Source organism: Pseudomonas sp. Pseusp49, from assembly GCF_059491875.1.
Window position 1 is genome coordinate 3,167,720 of the sequence record NZ_CP168514.1, and the last position, 21,325, is coordinate 3,189,044.

Sequence of the window (21,325 nt, forward strand, 5' to 3'; positions counted from 1 at the left end):
TCATTGCCCCCCCGCCATTCTACCCAGTGGGCTGAGGCCGGTGCTCATGGCACGGTTGATGGTTCCTGAAATGGCGCCGCCACTGCCACCACTGTGGCCGACGGACATGCCAGGCAAACCGTTGGGGTTGGTGATGACACTCAGGCCTTGCATGCCGCCCGGGTTTTGCCCGAAGCTGTTATGAGGGGTCGTTCCGGTGGTTACCCCGGCGATATCGGCGTCGCTGAGTTCGCCGGTGACGCGGGCAGAAGGGTTGGCACTGATGGTGGCCGGGTTCGGATCCCTGCCGCCGCCGCGACCGATGAGCGTTGGGTGAACGGTACGATCAAGCACGATGACACCGTTGCCTTCGGCTTGAACGGTGAAACTGAGAACAGTGCCGGCAGTGCTCGCGATCAGCAGAAGGCACATCAAGCCTTTTTTTTTGAATATCTCCACGACATTCATTCCTTCATTTGTAAGCTGGCCCCGGTCAGCTGTTTTAGGAATAGAGCGAAAGCTGTGCCGCCTTTTGAATATCGAGTTGATTCAATGGTTTACAGACCTGGTTCGGGAACCCTGTGTCGACAGTGTATCAACGGTGAGACAAATCCCTGCGCAGGTAGACCGTAATTGCGGGCCAACCCCTCTGGAACAAAGGTTCTAGCGTTGTTGTAACAACGCCTTAACACCTGCGGTGAGCAAACGAGGAGGAGCGTTGAAATGGGTAGTTTCAGGCAGGGAGGGTGTTTCAGGATCGGACACTTCCCCCCCCTCAGCAGGCGGAAGATGGGGGGATTGCCCCAAATGCCGGTCAGGCGCCGAGCAATCGGGTCACTGCGTTGAGTGCCTGGATTCGGCGTTCTGCCCAATCTCCGTGCAGCACTTGAACCGGTTGTGCGTGGCGTTCAAGCCAGGCCAGGGTCTGCTCGAAAAATACCTGGCGCTGACTCAATCGGGGTTGGCAACGCTGGCCGTCATCCGTCCACTCGACGTGCTCCGGTGACAGCAGTAGGTGCAAGTCGTAATGCCGGGCCAGTAGCGCTGGTTCAATCCAGGCGGGGCAATCGCCGAACAGGGTCTGGCTCCAGAGGATATTGCTCAGCAGGTGCGTGTCGAGGATGAGCAAGGGGGGGTGTTGCACCCTCGCCTGGTCTTCCCATGCCAGTTGACCGCGGGCGATGGGCGTAATGTCGGCCAACGTGGTGTCCCGAGGATTCTGCTCGATGAACCGACGCACGTACTCATCAACCAGCATACCGCCGAAACGCTGTTGCAACTCAGCCGCCAGCCAGCTTTTACCGCTGGATTCAGGGCCTGTGAGGACCAGGACTTTCATGCGCGAAATGCCGGATCGGCACGCCATTCGCGCCAGCCCTGTACGGCGATGACGGCGAACAACCCGTACAGGGTGGCGGTCAGGTACAGGCCTTTATAGACGAACAACCCGACGAATATCACATCCAGGGCGATCCACAACGGCCAGCACTGGACACGTTTTTGCGCCATCCAGACCTGCGCTACCAGGCTGAATCCGGTCAGCGCCGCATCAAGCCAGGGTTGTGCAGCGTCGGTCCAGTAGGCCATGGCCGCTCCCAGCAACAGACTGCCGACTGCGCCGATGGCCAGGCTCAACACCAGGGTTCGAGCGTCGAGGCGACTGACTTCGCGGCCATGGGTCGTGTCGCCACCCCGTGTCCACTGCCACCAGCCGTAAAGTTGCAAGGCGGCATAGACGACTTGCAGCAGCATGTCGGAATACAGCTTCACTTCAAAAAAGATCCAACTGTAGAGCAGCACCATGACCAGGCCGATCGGCCAGCACCAGGGGTTCTGTTTGACCGTCAGCCAGACGGCAATGACACCGAGGGCGGCGGCAAACAGTTCAAGCCCGGACATGGAGATACCTTGGGGTAATCGAAGAGGGGGGCGGATTGTAACCGCCGATCGGACTTGTCTGATAGGATTTCGCCCCCCGCACGGGTAAAGCTGATTCAAGCTGGTTTTTTTCACAGGATTTTAACGGTTCTGTGGTGATCCTTGATGCGCGGGACCTCAGCTACGCTGAGTGCAATCAAAGCATTTGAAAAAATATTAACGGGGCATGCCGGCGCGCATAGCCTTTTGGGGGATTGATGGATCTTTGGACCGCCTTTCAGGCATTGATTCTTGGGGTTGTAGAAGGGCTGACCGAGTTCCTGCCCATTTCCAGTACCGGCCACCAGATCATCGTGGCCGACTTGCTCGGTTTCGGGGGCGAGCGGGCGATGGCGTTTAACATCATCATTCAGCTGGGTGCCATCCTGGCGGTGGTGTGGGAGTTTCGACGCAAGATCCTTGACGTGGTCGTCGGTCTGCCAACCCAGCCGGGTGCCCGGCGGTTTACCGCGAACCTGTTGATCGCGTTCTTGCCGGCCGTGGTGTTGGGCGTGATCTTCGCCGACCTGATCCACCATTACCTGTTCAATCCGATCACCGTGGCAACCGCGCTGGTCGTGGGCGGGATCATCATGTTGTGGGCCGAGCGCCGCCAGCATGAAGTACACGCCGAATCCGTGGATGACATCACCTGGAAAGATGCCTTGAAAGTCGGCCTGGCCCAATGCCTGGCGATGATTCCGGGCACTTCGCGTTCGGGCTCGACCATCATCGGTGGTCTGCTGTTCGGCCTGTCGCGCAAGACCGCTACCGAGTTCTCGTTCTTCCTGGCGATGCCGACCATGGTCGGCGCAGCGGTGTACTCGGGCTACAAGTACCGTCAGTTGTTTGTCCCGGCGGATTTCCCGGTGTTCGCCATCGGCTTCGTCACCGCGTTCATTTTTGCGATGATTGCGGTCCGCGGGTTGCTCAAGTTCATCGCCAACCATAGCTATGCGGCGTTTGCCTGGTATCGCATTGTGTTCGGCCTGATCATCCTGGCGACCTGGCAGTTCGGCTGGGTCGACTGGAGCGCGGCCAAGCCGTGAGTGACTCCGGTTCGCGCAACAACCCCGGACGCCAGTCCGGGGGACAGATCCGCCATTCACGGCTGAAGTGGCTGGTGTTTGCCGTCCTGTGCGCTTTGCCGCTGTCGGGTTCGCTGTCGTCATGGCTGCACGGGGAGTCGCTGATTCCCCTCGCGGCCTACGGCATCGTCAGCGTCGTGACGTTTTTCCTGTACTGGAGCGACAAGCGCAAGGCGCGCGCCGAGCAATGGCGTACGCCGGAAAACGTCTTGCATGCGCTGGAGCTCGCCGGTGGTTGGCCCGGTGCGTTGCTGGCCCAGCAGGCGTTTCGCCACAAAACCCGCAAAGTCTCGTACCAGTTGGTGTTCTGGATCATCGTGCTATTGCACCAGGTGTTCTGGATCGATCACCTGTTTCTCGGCGCACATCTGTTCGCCTTGACCTGATAGCCAATGCCCTACAGCAACAGTCCGACTTGAGTGCGCTTGGGCAGTCTGCTCACCGCCAATTGGTGGGAGCGCTGCAGCAAGCCCTGCAGTTCTTCGCTGCCGAGCGGGTAGGGCGTTTGCATGATGATCCACTGGGCCCGGGCCAGATACGGCGCCGGGTGAATGCCCGGACGGTCGCAGTGACCGAGAAACAGATCCTTGTCGACCTTGAATGCCAGGGAATCACCCCTCAAGCCCTGCAAGGCGAACATCTTGTTCCCGGCAATCGAAAACACCCGCACACCTCCCCATTTGTAATCTTCCCGTGCACCGGGCAGGGCGAGGCAGAACTTCGCGACGTCCTCTTCGCTCATCCGTCCAGCTTTCATAACAATCGTTCCCCACAGGCATTGAAGGATTCGACCAGGTGGTCAATCCAGGCGCGTACCGCCGGCATTACCCCGCGTCGATGAGGATAGACCGCCTGCAGCCAGCCACCGGGCAACGACCACTCGGGCAACAACTGCACCAGTGAGCCGTTTTCCAGCTCCTGTTCGCAATACATCATGGGCAGCATCGTAAAGCCCAGGCCGGAAAGGGTGCTGGCCTTGCGCACGATAAAGTCATCGATGCCCAGCCGGGCCTCGAGCGCAAGTTCACAACTCTTGCCCTTTTGATCCAGCAGGCGGATGTGCACCATGCGATCGGCTTCCAGGGCGCCGAGCACCGGCAGGTTTTTCAGGTCTTCGGGGTGATTGACCTCACGTCCTTTGAGGAAACCGGGGCTGGCGACCAGCAGCATCTGCGCCTGACGCAGGCGGCGGGTGACCAGCAGCGGGTCTTCGTCGCCCAGCTCCCGCACACGCAGGGCAACGTCAATGCCTTCGTTCACCAGGTCAACCCGGCGGTTAAGCAGCATGACCTCCAGCTGGACCTGCGGAAAGCGTTCGAGAAAGTCGCTGATCACCCCCGGTAATATTTCGTGGGCCAACCCGACCGGGCAGGACACCCGCAAACGCCCGCGGGGTTCACTGGACATGCTGGCCACGGCCTCGTCGGCCATTTCCGCTTCCAGCAGCATCGCCTGGCAGTGCCTGAGGTAGCGCTCTCCCACAGCGGTCAGTTTCAGCTGTCGGGTGGTGCGTTGCAGTAAACGTGCACCCAGGCGTTCTTCCAGTTCGGCTATGCGCCGCGACAGTCGGGACTTGGGAATGCCCAGCAAGCGTCCGGCTGCGGCGAATCCCCCGGCTTCCACGACTTTGGCGAAGTAATACAGGTCGTTGAGGTCTTGCATGATGTAAATCCGATTGTTCTATCTGTGAGACGAACTATCGCATTGTTGCCGACTAATCAGCTATTGGTTTCGTCTGTAGGATTAGTTCCATCAGATCGCCCTTGTGGGCGATCCTCACTTGGAGATCCCACATGAAATTGCTGCATATCGATTCGAGCATCCTGGGCGACAACTCGGCTTCCCGTCAGTTGAGCGGTGAAGTCGTCAAGGCCTGGCAAGCCGCCGAGCCGACCGCCGTAGTGACCTACCGCGACCTGGCCGCTGACGCCATCAGCCATTTCTCTTCCACTACCCTGGTCGCCGCCGGCACCACCGCTGAACTGCGCAACGCCGCACAACAGCACGAAGCCGAACTGAGCGCCTCGACCCTGGCCGAATTCCTGGCTGCCGATGCCGTCGTGATCGCTGCACCGATGTACAACTTCACCATCCCGACTCAGTTGAAGGCCTGGATCGATCGCATTGCCGTCGCCGGCCAGACCTTCCGCTACACCGAAGCCGGCCCTGAAGGCCTGTGCGGCGGCAAGAAAGTGGTGATCGTTTCGACTTCCGGCGGCATGCACGCCGGTCAGGCAACCGGAGTTGCCCACGAAGAATATCTGAAGCTGCTGTTCGGTTTCATCGGTATCACCGACATCGAAATCGTTCGCGCCGAAGGCCTGGCTTACGGTGAAGACGTACGCAGCAAAGCCATGAGCGCTGCTCACACGCAAATCAGCGAGCAGTTGTTCGCCGCTGCGTAAGGCTTGCGTAAAAGTTAGCAACCGTTCAGGTAAAGCCCAAAAAACTCTGTATTCTGGTTACGCAAGTACCAGCTACGGAGTTTTTTGTTTCTGGTCGTTTCAGGATGTGGCCCGACTTATGCAGTCCAGGGTGTACGTCTCAAGTCCGGTAACAAGGTGGGGCATCCCATGGTGCGTCTTTGTGCAACTTTACTGATTTGCCTGCTCAGCAGCTTGAATACAGTGCACGCCGCGCCTGCACCGCATCCGCACTGGAGCGTCGGCTTCCATGAGATGACGTTTCTCGACCCACTGGACCTGCAGCCGATGCGCGCCATCGCCTTCTATCCATCCAGTGATTGGGAGCACACCAGCAAACTCGAGGGTTACACCGTCGAAGCCGGGGAGGACACCAAGGTCGCGATAGGCCGGTTCCCGATGCTGATGCTGTCCCACGGCAACACCGGAACCCCCCTGGCCTTGCACGACCTCGCCACCTCGCTGGCACGCAAAGGTTTCGTCGTGGTGGCGGTGATCCACCCCGGTGACAACTCCAGGGACCACAGCCGCCTCGGTACTTTGAGTAACCTGTACGGGCGGCCGATCCAGATTTCCGAAGCCATCACGGCCACCCTGGGCGACCGCATGCTGTCCCCCTTCGTCAACGCCGATCAGGTCGGCGTCATTGGTTATTCGGCCGGTGGCGAGACCGCATTGATTCTGTCCGGCGCCACGCCGGACCTGGATCGCCTGCGCCGTTATTGCCAGGAACGTCCGGACGACCGCGATGCCTGCAACACTCAGGGTGAATTGATTGTCGATCGCGACGACCTGCAGCCGGTGGCGGACCCACGCGTGCACGCCTTGATGCTGATGGCGCCGCTGAGCCTGAAGTTCGGTCGCCACACCCTGGCCGATGTGCACGTGCCGGTGCTGCTTTACAGCGGCGATGGCGACAAGCTGGTGGCGGTCGACAAGAACGCCGCGGCACTGGCGCGCAAGTTGCCGACGGCGCCTGACTTCAAGTTACTGGCGGGAGCAGGGCACTTCGTCTTCATGGCGCCGTGCAATGACGAGCAGATCGCGATCATGCCTGCGCTGTGTACCGATGCCGATGGCGTCGATCGGCAGGACATTCACCGCAATCTGATCTCTGAAGCCGGAAGTTTCTTCTCGCGCACCTTGGGCCGGGCGACCCGGGCGGGGATGCAGACCGCCGATCAATGAACGCAGGATCGGCGGATTTCATTAACCCTTACTTGTTGGCCAACGCTGTTTCCAGTGTTTTAACTCTGGCATCAAGTTCGCGAACAGACTCGATAAGCGGCGCTACCAGTTTTTGATAGTCCACTTGCAGGTGTTCGCCTTCGGTGCGCACTAACTGTGGATAAATCTTTTGTACGTCCTGAGCTATCAAGCCAACATCGGCCTGTTTGTTTTGTTTCCAGTTGAATGTAACTCCGTGAAGTTTCAGTAGGTTTTCCGTTGGGTTTTCGAGGCGTTTCACATCGGTTTTCAGTCGCTCGTCGCTGAATGGGCAGCACTCGTCACCCGGCCGCGGCGGGTCGCCGATGTCCCAACATTGACCGTTATGACAGATTTGCTGTGTCGAGTTTTCCGCATGGGCAGTGGAAGAAAGTGAAAGAACCATTGCCGGGGCGAGAAAAGCTAAAGGCAGTATGCGCATTTTTGGTACATCCTGATTTTCGACTTGATGAGAAAGTAGCGCGCCGGATTTTGTCAAAGATTACTGCCGAAACAATGCTGGCACTTCTAACTAATCGATTCTGGATGTTTCATTTAAATTGTAGTTTGAAACAATTTAATCTTTATTGTTATTAGAAGATTCAGCCGGCTCTTTGTCGGTACTGACGAAACAGCATCAGTGTCAAACAAAGTCCGGTTATCGACAACAACGCCGCACTAAAGAAAATCCACGAATACCCCAGGTTCAATGCAATTGCGCCCATCAACGGGCCGGCGATCGCCAGCGCCAGGTCGAAAAACACCGCATAGGCACTCAAGCCTGCGCCCCGGCTGGAATTGGGCACCTGTTTGATGGCCTCGACGCCCAGCGCCGGGTACACCAGCGACAGGCCGAAGCCGGTCAGGCCGGCGCCGATCAGCGCGTACCCGGTCGACGGGGCCAGCCACAGCAACACCAGGCCCACTGTCTCGATGCACATGCAGGCAATGGCGGAGGTGTACCCGCCGAATCGGTTGATGGCGGAAATGAACAGCAGCCGCGACAGAATGAAACAGACCCCGAACACGGTCAGGCAATAGGCGGCACCGGTCCAGCCGCGATTGACGTAATACAAGGTGATAAAAGTCGTCAGGGTGCCGTAGCCGATGGAAGCCAGGCTCAGGCTCGCGCCAAACGGCGCAATGCGTCCGAACACCGCCCAAAACGGCAGGCGTTCACCGCGTACCACTGGCACCGAGGGCTTGTTGCGAATCAGCAACAGTGCAGCCAGGGCCAGCAGCGACAGGGCGATGCCCAGGCTGGCGAAACCGAGTTGTTGCACCATGACCACGCCCAGCGGCGCCCCAATGGCAATCGCACCATAGGAGGCGATGCCATTCCAGGAAATCGACCGCGCGGTGTGCTCGGCGCCCACCTGGCCCATGCACCAACTGATGGTGCCGACGCCGATCAAGCCTTGGGCAATGCCCAGTAACAGGCGCCCGGCGATCAGGACCAGCAGGCTGAGCAGCGGAAAACCTTGCAACAGGGTCGACAGCAGCGTCAACAGGCCACTGAGCACAATCCCGGACAAGCCATAGATGATCGCCCGCTTGGTGCCGACGCTGTCCGACATGCGCCCGGCCATGGGGCGGCTGAGCAGGGTGGCGAGGTATTGCGAGCCGATGGTCAGCCCGGCCACGATGGCGCTGAACCCCAGTTGTTCGTGGACATAACCCGGCAATACCGCAATCGGCAAACCGATGCAGAGGAAGGCAATAAAGGTGTAGAACACGATGGAGACGATCTGCAGGGTGATCGCCATGGCGCTTTGCGGGGGCACTTGCGGCACAGACATGAGGGCTCGTTCGCGGGCGGCGGTGGGAGAACTGCATCATGGCGCGGCGGTGGGATAAAAGGAAGCAGGCTAACGATTAAAAGATCGCAGCCTTCGGCAGCTCCTACAGGGTGCACACCGACAACTGTAGGAGCTGCCGCAGGCTGCGATCTTTTGACCTTCAAAAACAAAAAGCCCCGTCACATGGACAGGGCTCTTAACTTGCAGCTTAAAACTGATCGCTGCCCTTAGAACACCACACCCTGACTGCGCAGGTAATCATCATAGGTGCCGCTGAAGTCGGTCACGCCGTTCGGGCTCAACTCGATGATGCGGGTGGCCAGGGACGATACGAACTCACGGTCGTGGCTGACGAAGATCAGCGTGCCCGGGTAGTTTTCCAGCGCCAGGTTCAGCGCCTCGATGGATTCCATGTCCAGGTGGTTGGTCGGTTCGTCCATCACCAGAACGTTCGGCTTTTGCAGGATCAGCTTGCCGAACAGCATGCGGCCTTGCTCACCACCGGAAATGACCTTGACCGACTTGAGGATTTCGTCGTTGGAGAACAGCATGCGACCCAGAGTGCCGCGAATGATCTGCTCGCCCTGGGTCCACTGGCCCATCCAGTCGAACAGGCTGACGTCGTCTTCGAAGTCATGGGCGTGGTCCTGGGCGTAGTAGCCCAGTTCCGCGCTTTCGGTCCATTTCACGGAGCCGGCGTCCGGGGTCAGCTCGCCCATCAAGGTACGCAGCAGGGTGGTCTTGCCAATACCGTTCGGGCCGATGATCGCCACGCGCTCGCCGGCTTCGACGGTGAAGCTGAAGTTCTTGAACAGGGTCTTGCCGTCGAAGCCCTTGGACATCTGCTCGATGGTCACGGCCTGGCGGTGCAGTTTCTTGGTCTGTTCGAAGCGGATGAACGGGCTCACGCGGCTCGATGGCTTGACTTCGGCCAGCTGGATCTTGTCGATCTGCTTGGCCCGGGAAGTGGCCTGCTTGGCTTTCGAAGCGTTGGCCGAGAAGCGGCTGACGAACGTTTGCAGTTCGGCGATCTGCGCTTTCTTCTTGGCGTTGTCCGACAACAGTTGCTCGCGGGACTGGGTCGCCGCGGTCATGTACTCGTCGTAGTTGCCCGGGAACAGGCGCAGCTCGCCATAGTCCAGGTCGGCCATGTGAGTGCAGACGCTGTTGAGGAAGTGACGGTCGTGGGAAATGATGATCATGGTGCTGTTACGCACGGTGAGAATCGATTCCAGCCAGCGAATGGTGTTGATGTCCAGGTGGTTGGTCGGTTCGTCGAGCAACAGCACTTCCGGATCGGAGAACAGCGCCTGGGCCAGCAATACGCGCAGTTTCCAGCCCGGAGCCACTTCGGACATCGGACCAAAATGCTGTTCCAGGGGAATACCCAGGCCCAGCAGCAGTTCACCGGCGCGGGATTCGGCGGTGTAGCCGTCCATTTCGGCGAATTCGGTTTCCAGCTCGGCCACGGCCATGCCGTCTTCTTCGCTCATTTCCGGCAGCGAATAGATGCGGTCGCGCTCGGCCTTGACCTTCCACAGCTCTTCGTGACCCATGATCACGGTGTCGATCACGGTGAATTCTTCGTAGGCGAACTGGTCCTGGCGCAATTTACCCAGGCGCACGTTCGGCTCCAGCATGACCTGGCCGCCGGACGGCTCGAGGTCGCCGCCGAGGATCTTCATGAAGGTCGACTTGCCGCAACCGTTGGCGCCGATCAGGCCATAACGGTTGCCACCGTTGAACTTGACCGAAACGTTTTCGAAGAGCGGCTTGGCGCCGAACTGCATCGTGATGTTAGCTGTAGAAATCAAAGGTTTTTCCTGCGAAGCATTCAGAGTAGCTAGGGTTGCGGCAGTACCGGTTCAGTACCCGTTTCCACTGTCCGGACTGCGGGACATTCATCCCGGTCGGCAGTGGAAGTTCCATCTGGCATTAAGTGGACAGCAGCATGTGGTGCGCTTGGCCCGAGTCGATGTGCGCTGAAAGGGGAATTTCCCGCTTTCAACTTGGGGGCGCGTAAAGTTTGGCGGCGATTGTACTGGTCTGGCTCTTTAAACGATAGGGCGTTGAGGCCGCAGTGACGTTTCGGCGGATTTTGTGGACAGATTTTCACAGTTACAGGTTAACTATTGGTTACAAACTGTGGCTAAAATGCCATCCGTCGGCTGAGCGCCGATCGTCGGAGCAGCTCGATGGCGCTACGGGGCCGCTGTTTCGTTTTCAGCCGCTGCACAAGACCCGGGGACCGGCACGCCGGTACAGGGCGCAGTTTGTTTTCTTCTGACGTGTGACGATTTCCGTGAAACTGATCATTGCCGTTATCTACGTTGTCTCTATAGCGTATGTTCACCTGCGTGGCCAAGTGCGCCATAAGCTGGGCCGCCAGTTGAGTGATCACTCGACGTTTCTGGCGCCGATCAATTGCTTTCTTTATCTGTTTTCGAAAATCCCCAACAAACCCTATCTCGACCCGGCCGACTTCCCCGACCTCCGTCCGCTGCAGGCGCACTGGGAAGAAATTCGTGCCGAAGGCCAGAATTTGCTCCGGGCCGGCGAGATCAAGCGTTCGAACCAATTCGATGACGTCGGTTTCAACTCCTTTTTCAAGACCGGCTGGAAACGCTTCTATCTCAAGTGGTACGGCGACAGCCATCCATCGGCCATGAAGCTCTGTCCGCGCACCACCGAGCTGGTGCAGGGCATTGGTTCGATCAAGGCGGCAATGTTCGCCGAGTTGCCACCGGGATCCAGACTGGTGCGCCACCGCGACCCGTATGCCGGTTCGTACCGTTATCACCTGGGGCTGGAAACCCCCAACGCCGAGGGTTGCTACATCAATGTCGATGGCCAGGACTACCATTGGCGCGATGGTGAAGCGGTGATGTTCGATGAGACCTACATTCATTACGCGCAAAACACCACGCAGCAGAACCGCATCATTTTGTTCTGCGACGTCGAGCGGCCGATGAAATACAGGTGGGCAGCGGCATTCAATCGCTGGTTCAGTCGGCATGTCATGTCGGCGGCGGGTGCGCCCAACGAGGCGGGCGACAGGACCGGCGGCCTCAACCGCCTGTTCGGCAAGATCTACAAGGTTCGCCTGCACGGCAAACAACTGAAAAAGCGCAACCGCAAGCTTTACTACCTCGAGAAGTGGTCGATCTTCGCCGGGTTGCTGGTGGTCATCATTCTGATCTGATTGTTTCGTTCAGGCGCAACACACCTTCGCGAACGGTGTAAGGCACGATCTGCCTTACTGCGAAAATCCTGTGGGAGCGGGCTTGCTCCGGGCGGCGTTCCGACGAAGGGGCCGGAACATCCAGCGCATCACTTGCTGACTTTCTTCTTCGCGGCCGGTTTGCTGCTCGCTTTCGGCTTTGCCGTTGTACCCTTGCTGCCCAGGCTACGCTTGAGCAGCTCGGTCAGGTCAATGACATCCGCCGTTTTACGTAGCTCTTCACCCGAGGCTGTCTCGACGTCTTCGATCTTGCCTTCATGGGCCTTCTTGTCCACCAGGGCCATGATCTTGTCCTCGAAACCATCCCGATAGTCTTGCGGCGTCCACTGGGCGCTCATGTCCTCCACCAGGCGCCTGGCCATGTCCAGTTCTCCCTTGGCCAGTTCCGGCCGGGTCACTTCGCTGCCCAGCGCCAACTCATCGAGGCTTCGGACTTCCGCCGGCCAGCGCAGCATCACCAGCACCAGCGCAGACTCCAGCGGCATCAGCGCGGCCAGGTGCTGGCGGGTATGCAGTACCACATGGGCGAGGGCGACCTTGCCGGTTTTGCTCAGGGTTTCGCGCAGCAGCGCATAGACCTTGCCGCCGCGCTTGTCGGGCGCCAGGTAGTAAGGCGTGTCGATGTTCTGCAAGGGAATCTGCTCGCCGTCGACAAAGGAAAAAATGTCGATGGTCTGGGTCGACAGCGGGTGCGCGCTGCGGATCTCCTCCTCACTGAGCACCACGTACCGACCCTTTTCGTATTGCACGCCCTTGACGATATGCTCCTTGGTGACTTCCTTGCCCGTGACCTTGTTGACACGCTTATAGCCCACCGGGTCCATGCTGCGGCTGTCGAGCCAGTCGAAATCGACGCCTTGGGAGGACGTTGCCGAGACCAGCGCCACGGGGATATGCACCAGTCCGAAGCTGATTGCGCCTTTCCAGATTGCCCGTGCCATGGTCGTCTACTCGCGAGTGATGTTCAGGTGACCTGCGGCCTTGAGCAAAAGTTTCCATGGTCTGCGTGGCCGTTCCTTTAACCGGATCAACGTCGTGTTACATCTTGCCGGGGAGGTTTTTGTTAACAAATACGAACCCCGGGCGTAGCGTGGTATCGAAGTCCTTATCCACGTGACGCAGCGAGGCCCTCCCATGAACCGATACCTGTCTGGCGTCGTTGCGCTGGCCTTGAGTGCCATGCTGGCCCCACAGGTCGAGGCCGACACCTCTGCTTCGTTGCGCGTGGCCCAGAACCTGCCGGGCAGCACCAACAACAATCCTTACAGCAGCCCGATCAACCGGGCCAACCCCAACAGCATGCAAGGCACCCGACCCAGTGCCCCGGCGATTCGCGGGCCCAATACCGTGCCGGTCCCGCGCCCGCCGACACTGGACAACGGCGGCATCGGAAATCGCTATCCCGAGCGGAGCGCTCCCGCCAGCCCGCCGACATTCATTCCCAATCCTGCGCCACGGGACGCCGGTACCGGCAACCGTTGAGTGGCCGGCATGACGGGTGGCCACTATTTTTTCAGACCTCATGGTCATCAGAAGAGGAGTCTGCATGTTGCGCAAAAACCCATTGGCGATCCTCTGTGCCAGCGTATTGATCACAGCCACTGTCCCTGTGCTTGCCGCGCCCACCCAGACCATGAAAAGCGAAGAGGGCACACTCGAGGTGACCACCGTCGTGACGGGGTTGGAGCACCCCTGGGCACTGGCATTCCTGCCGGATGGTAAAAGCATGCTGGTCACCGAGCGTCCCGGCAACCTGCGGCTGGTCACCGCCGACGGCAAGCTGTCGGCACCGCTCAATGGCGTGCCCACGGTCTGGGCCAAGGCCCAGGGCGGCTTGCTCGACGTGGCGCTGTCACCCGATTTCAAACAGGACCGGATGGTCTATCTGTCCTATGCCGAAGGGGGTGGAGAGGATAACAAGGCCGGTACTGCGGTGGGGCGCGGCCGGCTCTCCGACGACCTGACGGCGATCAAGGACTTCCAGGTGATCCTGCGCCAGGAACCCAAACTCTCGGAAGGCAACCATTTTGGTTCGCGAATAGTGTTCGATCGCGACGGCTATCTGTTCGTGACGCTGGGGGAAAACAACGACCGCGCGACCGCCCAGGATCTCGACAAGTTGCAAGGCAAGGTGGTGCGAGTCTACCCGGACGGCACGGTGCCCAAGGACAACCCCTTTGTCGGCCAGGCCAACGTGCGCCCGGAAATCTGGTCCTACGGCCAGCGCAACCCGCAAGGCGCGGCACTCAACCCGTGGAACGGCACGCTGTGGGAAAACGAACATGGCCCGCTGGGCGGCGATGAAATCAACATCATCGAGCGTGGCAGGAACTACGGCTGGCCACTGGCGACCCATGGCATCAACTACTCCGGTAAACCGATTCCCGAAGCCAGGGGGGAAACCGTTGAAGGTACCGTTGCCCCGAACCATGTCTGGCAAAAGTCCCCGGGGCTGAGCGGCATGGCGTTCTACGATGCCGATCGGTTCAAGGCCTGGCAAGGCAACGTGTTCATCGGCGCGCTGGTCAGCCAGGAGCTGATCCGCCTCGAGTTCGATGGCGACAAGGTGGTGCACGAGGAGCGCTTGCTCGGTCCGTTGAGAAAGCGCATTCGCGATGTGCGGCAGGGGCCGGATGGGTATTTGTATGTGTTGACCGATGAAGAGGATGGTGAGTTGTATAAAGTCGGATTGAAGTGAGGCCCACACGCCGCCTTCGCGAGCAAGCCCGCTCCCACAGGGGAATGCATTTCAAGTGTGGGAGCGCGAAGGCGGTGTGAGAACCAGCGACTACTTCTGTCCATACACAATCACAGCCGCCCTCAATTTGTCCCGGCCAAAGCTGCACATCTTCTCGAACTCCCCATGGCTGACCGGCAGGTGCTGGCAGTCCATGGCCTGGCGATGCTGGCTGTGGTCCACATCGGGATCGTGCAGGTAGACAAATTCGTCATCGCAATCGGTCACCATCACCCAGTGCGGCGATTTGGAGCGGGTCAGGCGATAGCTGCTGATCAGCACCAACGGTTGCCCGCCATGCTCCAGCAGTTGCGCAAGATCCAGTGGCCCGCCGATCTCGCACAGGACGTCACTGGCAAGCAGCTGCGCGGTGAAGTCTTCGTGCACCAGGCGCATTACGTCTTTTTTATGCTCATCGCGCACCCCGTCAAGGAACAATGGCCCGGCCTTGCTCAGTTGCAGGTGCACCCGAAAGTCGCGGCGCCAGGCCGCCAATGCCAGGCCTTGCGGGCTACAACCACCGTGGCCGGAGGTCATGAACACGGTGGTTGCTTCGCGCCAGATTTGCAGTTCTTCACGCCGCTCCAGCACACGCCCCGGCTGCAACGCGCCCATGGCCATGAGCAGGCAGGCCGGTCCGCAGGTGAAATCGGTGGTCTGCGGGTAGTAGGGCACTTGAATGTTGCGTGATTCGCGGTGTTGGAGGATGCGTTTTTCCAGGCGCAACGCATCGGCGTGATCCTGATAATAGTCGTGGACCAGGGCAAAGCGTCGGTACCCGTTACGTTCATACAGGGCAATCGCCGCCGGATTGTCGATACGCACCTCCAGACGCAAATAGGCGCAATCGTGTTCCAGGGCAATGGCTTCGGCGCGATCGAGCAGTTGCTTGCCCAGGCCATTGCCCCGCGCCTGGGCCGCGATGGCGATCGAATAGAGACGCGCCAGCGACGTACCCCGATGGAAAAGCACCAGGGCGTAACCCAGCAGATGCTCGTCGCGCTGGGCCACGAGCAGTTGCCCGTTGGCGCGGCTGATCATCCATTGAAAGTTGCGGCTGTTGAGCCGATCGGTGGTAAAGCATTGCTCTTCAAGTTGCAACAGTGCGGGTAAGTCCTCTATTACCGCCAAACGAAAAACTGTATTCATAATGACCGCCGTAAAAGTTGCGTAACGAAACGGGACTTTCGAAAAAGTTCGTGCTTAATAGGAAAGGTCTTGTTCTCCAACGGATCAATCACTATGTCAGCGGTACAAGGTCATTGGCGCGAAGTATCCGAGCAAACTTTGCCGACAGCAATCACTTCGGCAACTTATTTAAATGATTCCAATAAAACTTCCAGCCAGTTGATTATCATCGTCGAACGCAAGGACGACTGGGCCTCCTACTTTCCCAGCGAGGACATCGTCACGGCCCAGGAATATCTGGAGCAAACCCGCGACAATGAGCAGGGCAAGCGCGTGCAGGTCATCAACCTGTGCCGCAGTTACAAGTACCTGGGGCACGGTTACTACTGCTCGCTGCTGGCTGAAGCCCGTGGGCACAAGGTCATTCCGTCGGTGCGAACCATCAGCGAACTGGCCCGAAAATCCCTTTATGGCCTGGCGCTGGACGACCTGGATAAAACCCTGGAAAAAGCCCTCAGTCATCATGCCTACAGTGACACCGAAGGGTTTACCCTGACGTTGTATTTCGGCAAGACCAATATCGAACCTTTGCAGGATTTGGCCAGGCAATTATTTGAAGTGTTTGCCTGTCCGATCTTGTTAGTTGAATTTCGTCGAACTAACGGCTGGCATATCGAAGGCATCAAGTCGGGTGCATTGCACAAGTTGCGGGAGGATCAGGAAGATCAATTTGCCCACTCCCTCGACAGTTTCAGTCGCAAGATCTGGCGCCTGCCGCGCTCTCGACGGCTGGCCCGCTACGACCTGGCCATCCTGCACGATCCCGAGGAAGCCCTGCCACCGTCGAATGCCAGGGCGCTGGACAATTTCGTCCGGGTCGGCAGGACCCTGGGCATCGACGTCGAACTGATCGAGCGCAAGGACTATGCACGGATTGCCGAATACGACGGCCTGCTGATCCGCGAGACCACCAGCGTCGACAACCATACTTTTCGCTTCGCCAAGAAAGCCGAGAGCGAAGGGCTTGTGGTGTTGGACGACCCGACGTCGATCCTGCGCTGCACCAACAAGGTGTATCTCACCGACCTGCTCAAGAGTCATCAACTGGGCATGCCCGCCACTGAAATCCTCTACAAGGAGCGACCGGAAGACTTTGAACGGGTTGGCGAACGACTGGGCTTCCCGCTGGTGTTGAAGATCCCCGACGGTTGTTTCTCCCGGGGTGTGATCAAGGTCGAGAGCCAGCAGGCGTTGCTCGAAGCCACCGCCGAACTGTTCGAACACTCGGTGCTGCTGCTGGCCCAGGAGTTCTTCTATACCGAGTACGACTGGCGCATTGGCGTGCTCAACCGCAAACCGATCTTTGCCTGCCAGTACTTCATGTCCAAGGGGCACTGGCAAATCTACAACCACAAGGCCAAGGGCCAGGACATCAATGGTGAATGCCGCACCCTGGCGGTTCACGAAGCGCCGCGGGCGGTGGTGGAACTGGCCGTCAAAACCGCCAATCTGATCGGCGACGGCCTCTACGGGGTCGACCTCAAACAGTCCGGCGACAAAGTGGTGGTGATCGAGGTCAACGACAACCCGAACATGGACGCCGGCATCGAAGACGCCTACCTGCAGGACGATCTGTACAAGCTGGTGCTGGAGGAGTTCGTTCGGCGCCTGGAGCTTAAACGTCGCGGCCAGGCCTGGTGAAGCCGCGATGATCAAGAGTTTTCAGTTGAGCGGTGGAACGCTGCAGGCCGTCGAGCGACTGGACGCCGAGGTGATGCTGTTCAGTCACCCCGATGCGGCCGAGCGCGACCTGCTGCACAGTCATTTCAAACTCGACGAACACGCCTTGGCCTCGGCGCTGGACCCTGACGAGGTGTCGCGCATCGAATTCCATCCCGACAACCTGTTCCTGATCTGGAAGCGTCCGGACAGCTACTCCGGCGCCGACAACCTGGGGTTCCAGGTGTCGTCCTGTGGCCTGCTGTTTTCTCCGGGGCGCCTGCTGGTGATCGCCACCGATGACGCACCGCTCAACGGGCTCGGCAAGCGCCAGGCGCTCGACACGCCACTGGATGTCCTGCTCGATCTGCTGTTCAACAACATCCACCACTATCTGGGGCACTTGAAGGTGATCAAGTTGATCGCCCGGGAATTGCAGCAGAAATTCAATGCCTCGATGCAGAATCAGCACCTGATCCAGATGTTCAACCTCAGCGAAAGCCTGATCTATTACATCAATGCGATTCACAGCAATGGCGCTGTGCTGAACCGACTGCGCAATCATGCGCAAAAGCAGGGCTTCAACGCCGAGGCCATCAGCCTGATCGATGACCTGATCATCGAAAACAACCAGTGTTACAAGCAGGCGGAAATCTATTCGACGGTGTTCTCCGGCCTCATCGACGCCCGGGGCAACCTGATGAACAACAGCATGAACAACCTGCTGCGCAAGCTGACCTTGATCAACGTGGTGTTTTTGCCGTTGAACCTGATTGCGAGCATCGGCGGTATGTCCGAATTCAGCATGATGACGGCTGGAACGCCGTGGTGGGTTTCCTACCCCTTGCTGCTGTCGACGATGATGATCGGGGCGGGGGCGATGGTGGTGGGGCTCAAGCGGTTGGCGAAGTGATGGTGGTGAGTCAGACAATGAAAATGTCGAATCTGACGCCCCCTTCGCGAGCAAGCCCGCTCCCACAGGGGATTTCAGTGGGCGCAAGACCCGTGTGGGAGCGAGCTTGCTCGCGAAAGCAATTTCAAGGCTTCTACAACTGTCGAGTCGTAGCAGGCAATTTTCGGCGATCCTGAACCCCGCGAACCACCAGATACAACAATGGCCCAACCGACACAAACACAGCGGTGATCAATAGATAAGGCACCACCGCAACCGCCGACAGCCCGCGTTTGCGTGCATCCCGGTACATCCAGATACCCGCCAGCGTCGCCAGCAAGTAAAGATCGATCACCACTTGCGCGGTATCGGGACGTGACATCAGGCCGATGCCGAAGTCGATCAGCGATTGTTCGGACTGGAGCATCACCGAAAGGGTATAGCCGGCAAAGGCGATCAGGGCGATAAGGGGCAGGGCAATGGCATTCATGTGTTCCTTCCTTGGGCAATGACTGGAATCGGCAGCCTAGAGGGATCTGCACAAATTTGCCATTGACTTGCCATCAACGCCCGGCTAATTTCGAGCCATGACTTCCACCGTATTGCGCTGCCAGCCAAGCATTATTACCGCCATTCCTCATTTGGCGGGCTAGCTCACGACTGCAGCACCCAACCCGCCCTCGAGGCGGGTTTTTACTTTCTGTCTCCCGGGCCCCGATCAATGTCAGGAGACGACCATGAGTTTTACAACCGACCAGCAAGCCCTGCTTGAACGCTACGTCAAAAAAATCCTTGCCGCGCCGGTGTATGAACTGGCGGTGCGCACGCCGTTGCAAGCGGCACCGGCCTTGTCCGAGGCACTGGGCAACCAGGTCCTGCTCAAGCGCGAAGACCTGCAACCGACCTTTTCCTTCAAGATCCGCGGTGCCTACAACAAGCTGGTGCAACTGAGTGACACGCAGAAGGCGTGCGGCGTGGTCACGGCTTCTGCCGGCAATCATGCGCAAGGTGTGGCGCTGGCGGCGCGAGAGTTGGGGATCAGCGCCACTATCGTAATGCCTTGCACGACGCCGCAATTGAAGGTGATCGGAGTTCGTAGCCGGGGCGCCGATGCGGTATTGCATGGCGAAAGTTTTCCGTTTGCGCTGACCTATGCACTGGAGCTGGCCGGGGAAAGCGGGCGCACCTTTGTTTCGCCCTTTGACGATCCGGATGTGATCGCAGGCCAAGGCACGGTGGCCATGGAAATCCTGCGTCAGCATCAAGGTCCGCTGGATGCGATCTTCGTGCCGGTGGGTGGCGGCGGCCTGATCGCCGGCATCGCCGCTTACATCAAATACCTGCGGCCGCAGGTACGCATCGTCGGCGTCGAGTCGGAGCATTCGGCGTGCCTGCAAGCGGCGTTGCTGGCCGGTGAGCGAGTCATCCTGCCCAGGGTCGGCACCTTTGCCGATGGGGTGGCGGTGGCGCAGATCGGCGCTTACGGTTTTGAGGTCTGCCGGTTTTGCGTCGATGAGGTGGTGACGGTCAGCAATGACGAGCTTTGCGCCGCCATCAAGAATATCTACGACGATACCCGCTCGATCACCGAACCTTCCGGTGCGCTGGCCGTGGCCGGAATCAAACAGTACGTGGCACGCAGCGGGGCCCGCGGGCAGACTCTGGTCGCCATCGACTCCGGTGCCAACATCAACTTTGACAGCCTGGGGCATGTGGCCGAGCGCGCCGCGTTGATCGGCGCGCCGGCATGACCCTGGTGCAAGCCGGCCGGGTTATTCCCGAATGGCCTTCTCGACCTTGTTCGACGCCGACCAGATTCGGTAGCGCACTTCGATGTCCTTGGGCACGTACAGCACGAGCGGCAGCTTGCTGTTGTAACGCAGCAGGAAGCCGTCACCGACCACCGGTACAAAATCCTGTTTGCTGGTGCCGTCCGGGCAGGCCATCAGCGTGCTCATCGGGCCAATGACTTTTTCCAGGCGATAGAAGGGGTAGCCCCAACCCTCGAGGTTTTTCTCTTCGAGAATGCCGCCCAGACGTGGGTGATTGCAGTCCACGGTCATGGTTTTACCGGCCAGGATCTCGACCTGGAAGTCGTCTTCCCGGGGTTGTGGCACGAGGTGAATCACCTGGCGGGTAAAACCGCTCTCGGCTTTCGGATAGGGTGCGGTGTCTTCGAGTTTGGCGGCGTGCGCCGTATTGGCAAGCCCCAGTGCGAAGAGCGCTGCGCAAGCGTTAACGGTCAAAGAACTCATGATGCCTCCTTGCTTGAAGTGAAGGGCGGCATTTTCACTGTCATGTGCGGCGAATGCAAACCCGCGGCGTCCAACGTGCAAATTGCAGAGATGTGAGGGGCGTATAATGCAAACTGCATGGCAGGTTTTACAGGTGGCTGGCCTAAACCCTTGAATTGCCGATGAGCTGCGCAGCGAGATCCAGGGCATGATTTATGCTGTAGCTGTCCTTGAAGCTTGCCACGCTTTTATATGAGCGAGCATTGATCGTTATTGGCAGTCTCACAAAAGGAGAGGGTCGCCATGTTTCTTTCTGCCTTGGAACTCCGCAATATCATCGAAAGCAGCTTTTTGCCCAAGCGCTGCGAATGCACGTTGTCACCGGATCTGTCGATGACCGTGAAGATCTATGCCGACGGGCAAACCGATCAGCTCGATCTGATGGTCACCGGCATCGATGCCTCCGGACTCAATGGTTGTCGGGAAATAAACGAGTTGATTGCCCAACTGCGTTCCAGGCAGCGTCATGTAGAAGTCGAGCCACCCTCGATGCTGGGCAAAGCGCTTTAACCTGCTGTTTCGAGTTCCATCGACACGCGCCGGGTCTGGAAAAACGCCAGGCCCAGCGCCAGTTCAAGCCCGACAGCCAGCAACATGCCCGGCCCGACATGGCCGGCGAGCCATTCGGCAAAACCCAGCACGGCCAATCCCCAGCAGCCGACGACGAAGCCGAGGCTCAGCGCATGGCGGGTTGCGCAAGGGGGGGCGTTGCGAACCAGGTACGAGATCACGCTAAACGCTGCGAACAGCACGGCGGTGCGGCGCGCGACCAATCCGGCCACGAATGAAAACTCGATACCCCAGATCGACAGTAGCCATTGCGGTGCCAACCCCCAGACCAGGCTCAGCAAAAGGCATAAGGCGGCGGTAAACAACGACAACGTGCGAAACGAAAACTGCAT

Annotated in this window: 24 protein-coding genes; 11 read left to right on the forward strand and 13 right to left on the reverse strand. The window is 59.0% G+C overall.

From position 1 onward, the window contains the following. From fapA to pnuC, 3 genes are all read right to left on the reverse strand, one after another. On the reverse strand, positions 1-411 hold the full coding sequence (fapA, locus tag ACEN83_RS14295) for a functional amyloid chaperone FapA (RefSeq protein WP_495580873.1): 411 nt from the start codon (positions 409-411) through the stop codon (positions 1-3). A 382-nt stretch (positions 412-793) separates the two neighbouring features. Beyond that, positions 794-1,318: an AAA family ATPase gene (locus tag ACEN83_RS14300; protein WP_495580686.1), complete on the reverse strand. Its 525-nt coding sequence runs from the start codon at positions 1,316-1,318 to the stop codon at positions 794-796. Further along, complete coding sequence (pnuC, locus tag ACEN83_RS14305; RefSeq protein WP_495580687.1) at positions 1,315-1,878, reverse strand: nicotinamide riboside transporter PnuC; 564 nt, start codon at positions 1,876-1,878, stop codon at positions 1,315-1,317. The genes ACEN83_RS14300 and pnuC overlap by 4 nt, the downstream gene beginning before the upstream one ends. A gap of 236 nt (positions 1,879-2,114) precedes the next feature. On the opposite strand from pnuC, the gene ACEN83_RS14310 reads away from it, so the two are divergent. Then, the gene (locus tag ACEN83_RS14310; RefSeq protein ID WP_495580688.1) at positions 2,115-2,945 is read left to right on the forward strand and encodes an undecaprenyl-diphosphate phosphatase; all 831 of its coding nucleotides are present in this window, start codon (positions 2,115-2,117) and stop codon (positions 2,943-2,945) included. Continuing rightward, entirely contained in the window at positions 2,942-3,370 is a 429-nt protein-coding gene (locus ACEN83_RS14315; protein ID WP_495580689.1) for a DUF1294 domain-containing protein, read from the forward strand. The genes ACEN83_RS14310 and ACEN83_RS14315 overlap by 4 nt, the downstream gene beginning before the upstream one ends. Before the next feature lie 11 nt (positions 3,371-3,381). Here ACEN83_RS14315 and ACEN83_RS14320 read toward each other — a convergent pair whose 3' ends face one another. After that, positions 3,382-3,741 carry an MmcQ/YjbR family DNA-binding protein gene (locus ACEN83_RS14320; protein WP_495580690.1) on the reverse strand — a complete coding sequence of 120 codons (360 nt, stop codon included), beginning with the start codon at positions 3,739-3,741 and terminating at the stop codon, positions 3,382-3,384. Then, a complete protein-coding gene (locus tag ACEN83_RS14325) occupies positions 3,738-4,646 on the reverse strand; it encodes a LysR substrate-binding domain-containing protein (protein WP_495580691.1) in 909 nt (302 codons plus the stop codon). Before ACEN83_RS14325 ends, ACEN83_RS14320 begins: the two co-directional genes overlap by 4 nt. Before the next feature lie 131 nt (positions 4,647-4,777). Here ACEN83_RS14325 and ACEN83_RS14330 point away from each other — a divergent pair, with 131 nt between their 5' ends. Together ACEN83_RS14330 and ACEN83_RS14335 are read left to right on the forward strand one after the other, a co-directional pair. Beyond that, the gene (locus ACEN83_RS14330) at positions 4,778-5,389 is read left to right on the forward strand and encodes an FMN-dependent NADH-azoreductase (RefSeq protein ID WP_495580692.1); all 612 of its coding nucleotides are present in this window, start codon (positions 4,778-4,780) and stop codon (positions 5,387-5,389) included. Between the two features lie 168 nt (positions 5,390-5,557). Continuing rightward, complete coding sequence (locus tag ACEN83_RS14335) at positions 5,558-6,595, forward strand: alpha/beta hydrolase family protein (protein WP_218499987.1); 1,038 nt, start codon at positions 5,558-5,560, stop codon at positions 6,593-6,595. A 28-nt stretch (positions 6,596-6,623) separates the two neighbouring features. On the opposite strand, the gene ACEN83_RS14340 is transcribed toward ACEN83_RS14335, so the two are convergent. The 3 genes from ACEN83_RS14340 to ACEN83_RS14350 all read right to left on the reverse strand — a co-directional run bounded on the left by ACEN83_RS14340 (position 6,624) and on the right by ACEN83_RS14350 (position 10,226). Beyond that, positions 6,624-7,055, reverse strand: a complete 432-nt coding sequence (locus tag ACEN83_RS14340; RefSeq protein ID WP_495580693.1) for a tail fiber domain-containing protein — start codon at positions 7,053-7,055, stop codon at positions 6,624-6,626. A 160-nt stretch (positions 7,056-7,215) separates the two neighbouring features. Further along, complete coding sequence (locus tag ACEN83_RS14345) at positions 7,216-8,412, reverse strand: MFS transporter (protein ID WP_495580694.1); 1,197 nt, start codon at positions 8,410-8,412, stop codon at positions 7,216-7,218. Between the two features lie 227 nt (positions 8,413-8,639). Then, positions 8,640-10,226, reverse strand: coding sequence for an ABC-F family ATPase (locus tag ACEN83_RS14350; RefSeq protein ID WP_033044478.1), 1,587 nt, complete (start codon positions 10,224-10,226; stop codon positions 8,640-8,642). Between the two features lie 488 nt (positions 10,227-10,714). Here ACEN83_RS14350 and lpxO point away from each other — a divergent pair, with 488 nt between their 5' ends. Beyond that, entirely contained in the window at positions 10,715-11,614 is a 900-nt protein-coding gene (lpxO, locus tag ACEN83_RS14355) for a lipid A hydroxylase LpxO (protein WP_495580695.1), read from the forward strand. A gap of 128 nt (positions 11,615-11,742) precedes the next feature. Here lpxO and ku read toward each other — a convergent pair whose 3' ends face one another. Further along, a complete protein-coding gene (gene ku, locus ACEN83_RS14360) occupies positions 11,743-12,594 on the reverse strand; it encodes a non-homologous end joining protein Ku (protein WP_116580412.1) in 852 nt (283 codons plus the stop codon). 193 nt (positions 12,595-12,787) lie between these two features. Between ku and ACEN83_RS14365 the strand changes: the two genes are divergently transcribed. Next, positions 12,788-13,135, forward strand: a complete 348-nt coding sequence (locus ACEN83_RS14365) for a hypothetical protein (RefSeq protein WP_007970033.1) — start codon at positions 12,788-12,790, stop codon at positions 13,133-13,135. A 64-nt stretch (positions 13,136-13,199) separates the two neighbouring features. Continuing rightward, positions 13,200-14,351: a PQQ-dependent sugar dehydrogenase gene (locus tag ACEN83_RS14370; protein ID WP_495580696.1), complete on the forward strand. Its 1,152-nt coding sequence runs from the start codon at positions 13,200-13,202 to the stop codon at positions 14,349-14,351. 90 nt (positions 14,352-14,441) lie between these two features. On the opposite strand, the gene ACEN83_RS14375 is transcribed toward ACEN83_RS14370, so the two are convergent. Further along, entirely contained in the window at positions 14,442-15,539 is a 1,098-nt protein-coding gene (locus ACEN83_RS14375; RefSeq protein WP_495580697.1) for a GNAT family N-acetyltransferase/peptidase C39 family protein, read from the reverse strand. A 93-nt stretch (positions 15,540-15,632) separates the two neighbouring features. On the opposite strand from ACEN83_RS14375, the gene ACEN83_RS14380 reads away from it, so the two are divergent. Together ACEN83_RS14380 and ACEN83_RS14385 are read left to right on the forward strand one after the other, a co-directional pair. Continuing rightward, the gene (locus tag ACEN83_RS14380; RefSeq protein WP_495580698.1) at positions 15,633-17,219 is read left to right on the forward strand and encodes a RimK family ATP-grasp domain-containing protein; all 1,587 of its coding nucleotides are present in this window, start codon (positions 15,633-15,635) and stop codon (positions 17,217-17,219) included. A gap of 7 nt (positions 17,220-17,226) precedes the next feature. Next, positions 17,227-18,150: a magnesium transporter CorA family protein gene (locus ACEN83_RS14385; protein WP_104447215.1), complete on the forward strand. Its 924-nt coding sequence runs from the start codon at positions 17,227-17,229 to the stop codon at positions 18,148-18,150. A 133-nt stretch (positions 18,151-18,283) separates the two neighbouring features. Here ACEN83_RS14385 and ACEN83_RS14390 read toward each other — a convergent pair whose 3' ends face one another. After that, positions 18,284-18,619 (reverse strand): DUF2834 domain-containing protein, encoded by a 336-nt coding sequence (locus tag ACEN83_RS14390; protein WP_495580699.1) that lies wholly within the window; start codon positions 18,617-18,619, stop codon positions 18,284-18,286. A gap of 247 nt (positions 18,620-18,866) precedes the next feature. Between ACEN83_RS14390 and ilvA the strand changes: the two genes are divergently transcribed. Continuing rightward, positions 18,867-19,880, forward strand: a complete 1,014-nt coding sequence (gene ilvA, locus ACEN83_RS14395) for a threonine ammonia-lyase, biosynthetic (protein WP_495580700.1) — start codon at positions 18,867-18,869, stop codon at positions 19,878-19,880. Positions 19,881-19,901: 21 nt separating this feature from the next. Here the strand turns inward: ilvA and eco are convergent, their stop codons facing one another. Continuing rightward, on the reverse strand, positions 19,902-20,384 hold the full coding sequence (gene eco, locus ACEN83_RS14400) for a serine protease inhibitor ecotin (protein WP_495580701.1): 483 nt from the start codon (positions 20,382-20,384) through the stop codon (positions 19,902-19,904). A gap of 282 nt (positions 20,385-20,666) precedes the next feature. Between eco and ACEN83_RS14405 the strand changes: the two genes are divergently transcribed. Further along, on the forward strand, positions 20,667-20,933 hold the full coding sequence (locus ACEN83_RS14405) for a DUF1652 domain-containing protein (protein ID WP_116580406.1): 267 nt from the start codon (positions 20,667-20,669) through the stop codon (positions 20,931-20,933). Here ACEN83_RS14405 and ACEN83_RS14410 read toward each other — a convergent pair. Then, positions 20,930-21,325, reverse strand: a complete 396-nt coding sequence (locus ACEN83_RS14410) for a hypothetical protein (protein ID WP_495580702.1) — start codon at positions 21,323-21,325, stop codon at positions 20,930-20,932. The two genes, ACEN83_RS14405 and ACEN83_RS14410, sit on opposite strands and share 4 nt — an antisense overlap.

Bases quoted from the DNA above. Each gene is read 5' to 3' on its own strand.
- ACEN83_RS14410 (WP_495580702.1), bottom strand. From the start codon at position 21,325: ATGCAGTTTTCGTTTCGCACGTTGTCGTTGTTTACCGCCGCCTTATGC.
- ACEN83_RS14310 (WP_495580688.1), top strand. From the start codon at position 2,115: ATGGATCTTTGGACCGCCTTTCAGGCATTGATTCTTGGGGTTGTAGAA.
- ilvA (WP_495580700.1), top strand. From the start codon at position 18,867: ATGAGTTTTACAACCGACCAGCAAGCCCTGCTTGAACGCTACGTCAAA.
- fapA (WP_495580873.1), bottom strand. From the start codon at position 411: ATGTGCCTTCTGCTGATCGCGAGCACTGCCGGCACTGTTCTCAGTTTC.
- ACEN83_RS14375 (WP_495580697.1), bottom strand. From the start codon at position 15,539: ATGAATACAGTTTTTCGTTTGGCGGTAATAGAGGACTTACCCGCACTG.
- ku (WP_116580412.1), bottom strand. From the start codon at position 12,594: ATGGCACGGGCAATCTGGAAAGGCGCAATCAGCTTCGGACTGGTGCAT.
- ACEN83_RS14385 (WP_104447215.1), top strand. From the start codon at position 17,227: ATGATCAAGAGTTTTCAGTTGAGCGGTGGAACGCTGCAGGCCGTCGAG.
- ACEN83_RS14335 (WP_218499987.1), top strand. From the start codon at position 5,558: ATGGTGCGTCTTTGTGCAACTTTACTGATTTGCCTGCTCAGCAGCTTG.
- eco (WP_495580701.1), bottom strand. From the start codon at position 20,384: ATGAGTTCTTTGACCGTTAACGCTTGCGCAGCGCTCTTCGCACTGGGG.
- ACEN83_RS14320 (WP_495580690.1), bottom strand. From the start codon at position 3,741: ATGAAAGCTGGACGGATGAGCGAAGAGGACGTCGCGAAGTTCTGCCTC.
- ACEN83_RS14365 (WP_007970033.1), top strand. From the start codon at position 12,788: ATGAACCGATACCTGTCTGGCGTCGTTGCGCTGGCCTTGAGTGCCATG.
- ACEN83_RS14300 (WP_495580686.1), bottom strand. From the start codon at position 1,318: ATGAAAGTCCTGGTCCTCACAGGCCCTGAATCCAGCGGTAAAAGCTGG.
- ACEN83_RS14340 (WP_495580693.1), bottom strand. From the start codon at position 7,055: ATGCGCATACTGCCTTTAGCTTTTCTCGCCCCGGCAATGGTTCTTTCA.
- ACEN83_RS14405 (WP_116580406.1), top strand. From the start codon at position 20,667: ATGTTTCTTTCTGCCTTGGAACTCCGCAATATCATCGAAAGCAGCTTT.
- ACEN83_RS14390 (WP_495580699.1), bottom strand. From the start codon at position 18,619: ATGAATGCCATTGCCCTGCCCCTTATCGCCCTGATCGCCTTTGCCGGC.
- ACEN83_RS14330 (WP_495580692.1), top strand. From the start codon at position 4,778: ATGAAATTGCTGCATATCGATTCGAGCATCCTGGGCGACAACTCGGCT.
- ACEN83_RS14380 (WP_495580698.1), top strand. From the start codon at position 15,633: ATGTCAGCGGTACAAGGTCATTGGCGCGAAGTATCCGAGCAAACTTTG.
- ACEN83_RS14370 (WP_495580696.1), top strand. From the start codon at position 13,200: ATGTTGCGCAAAAACCCATTGGCGATCCTCTGTGCCAGCGTATTGATC.
- pnuC (WP_495580687.1), bottom strand. From the start codon at position 1,878: ATGTCCGGGCTTGAACTGTTTGCCGCCGCCCTCGGTGTCATTGCCGTC.
- ACEN83_RS14325 (WP_495580691.1), bottom strand. From the start codon at position 4,646: ATGCAAGACCTCAACGACCTGTATTACTTCGCCAAAGTCGTGGAAGCC.
- ACEN83_RS14345 (WP_495580694.1), bottom strand. From the start codon at position 8,412: ATGTCTGTGCCGCAAGTGCCCCCGCAAAGCGCCATGGCGATCACCCTG.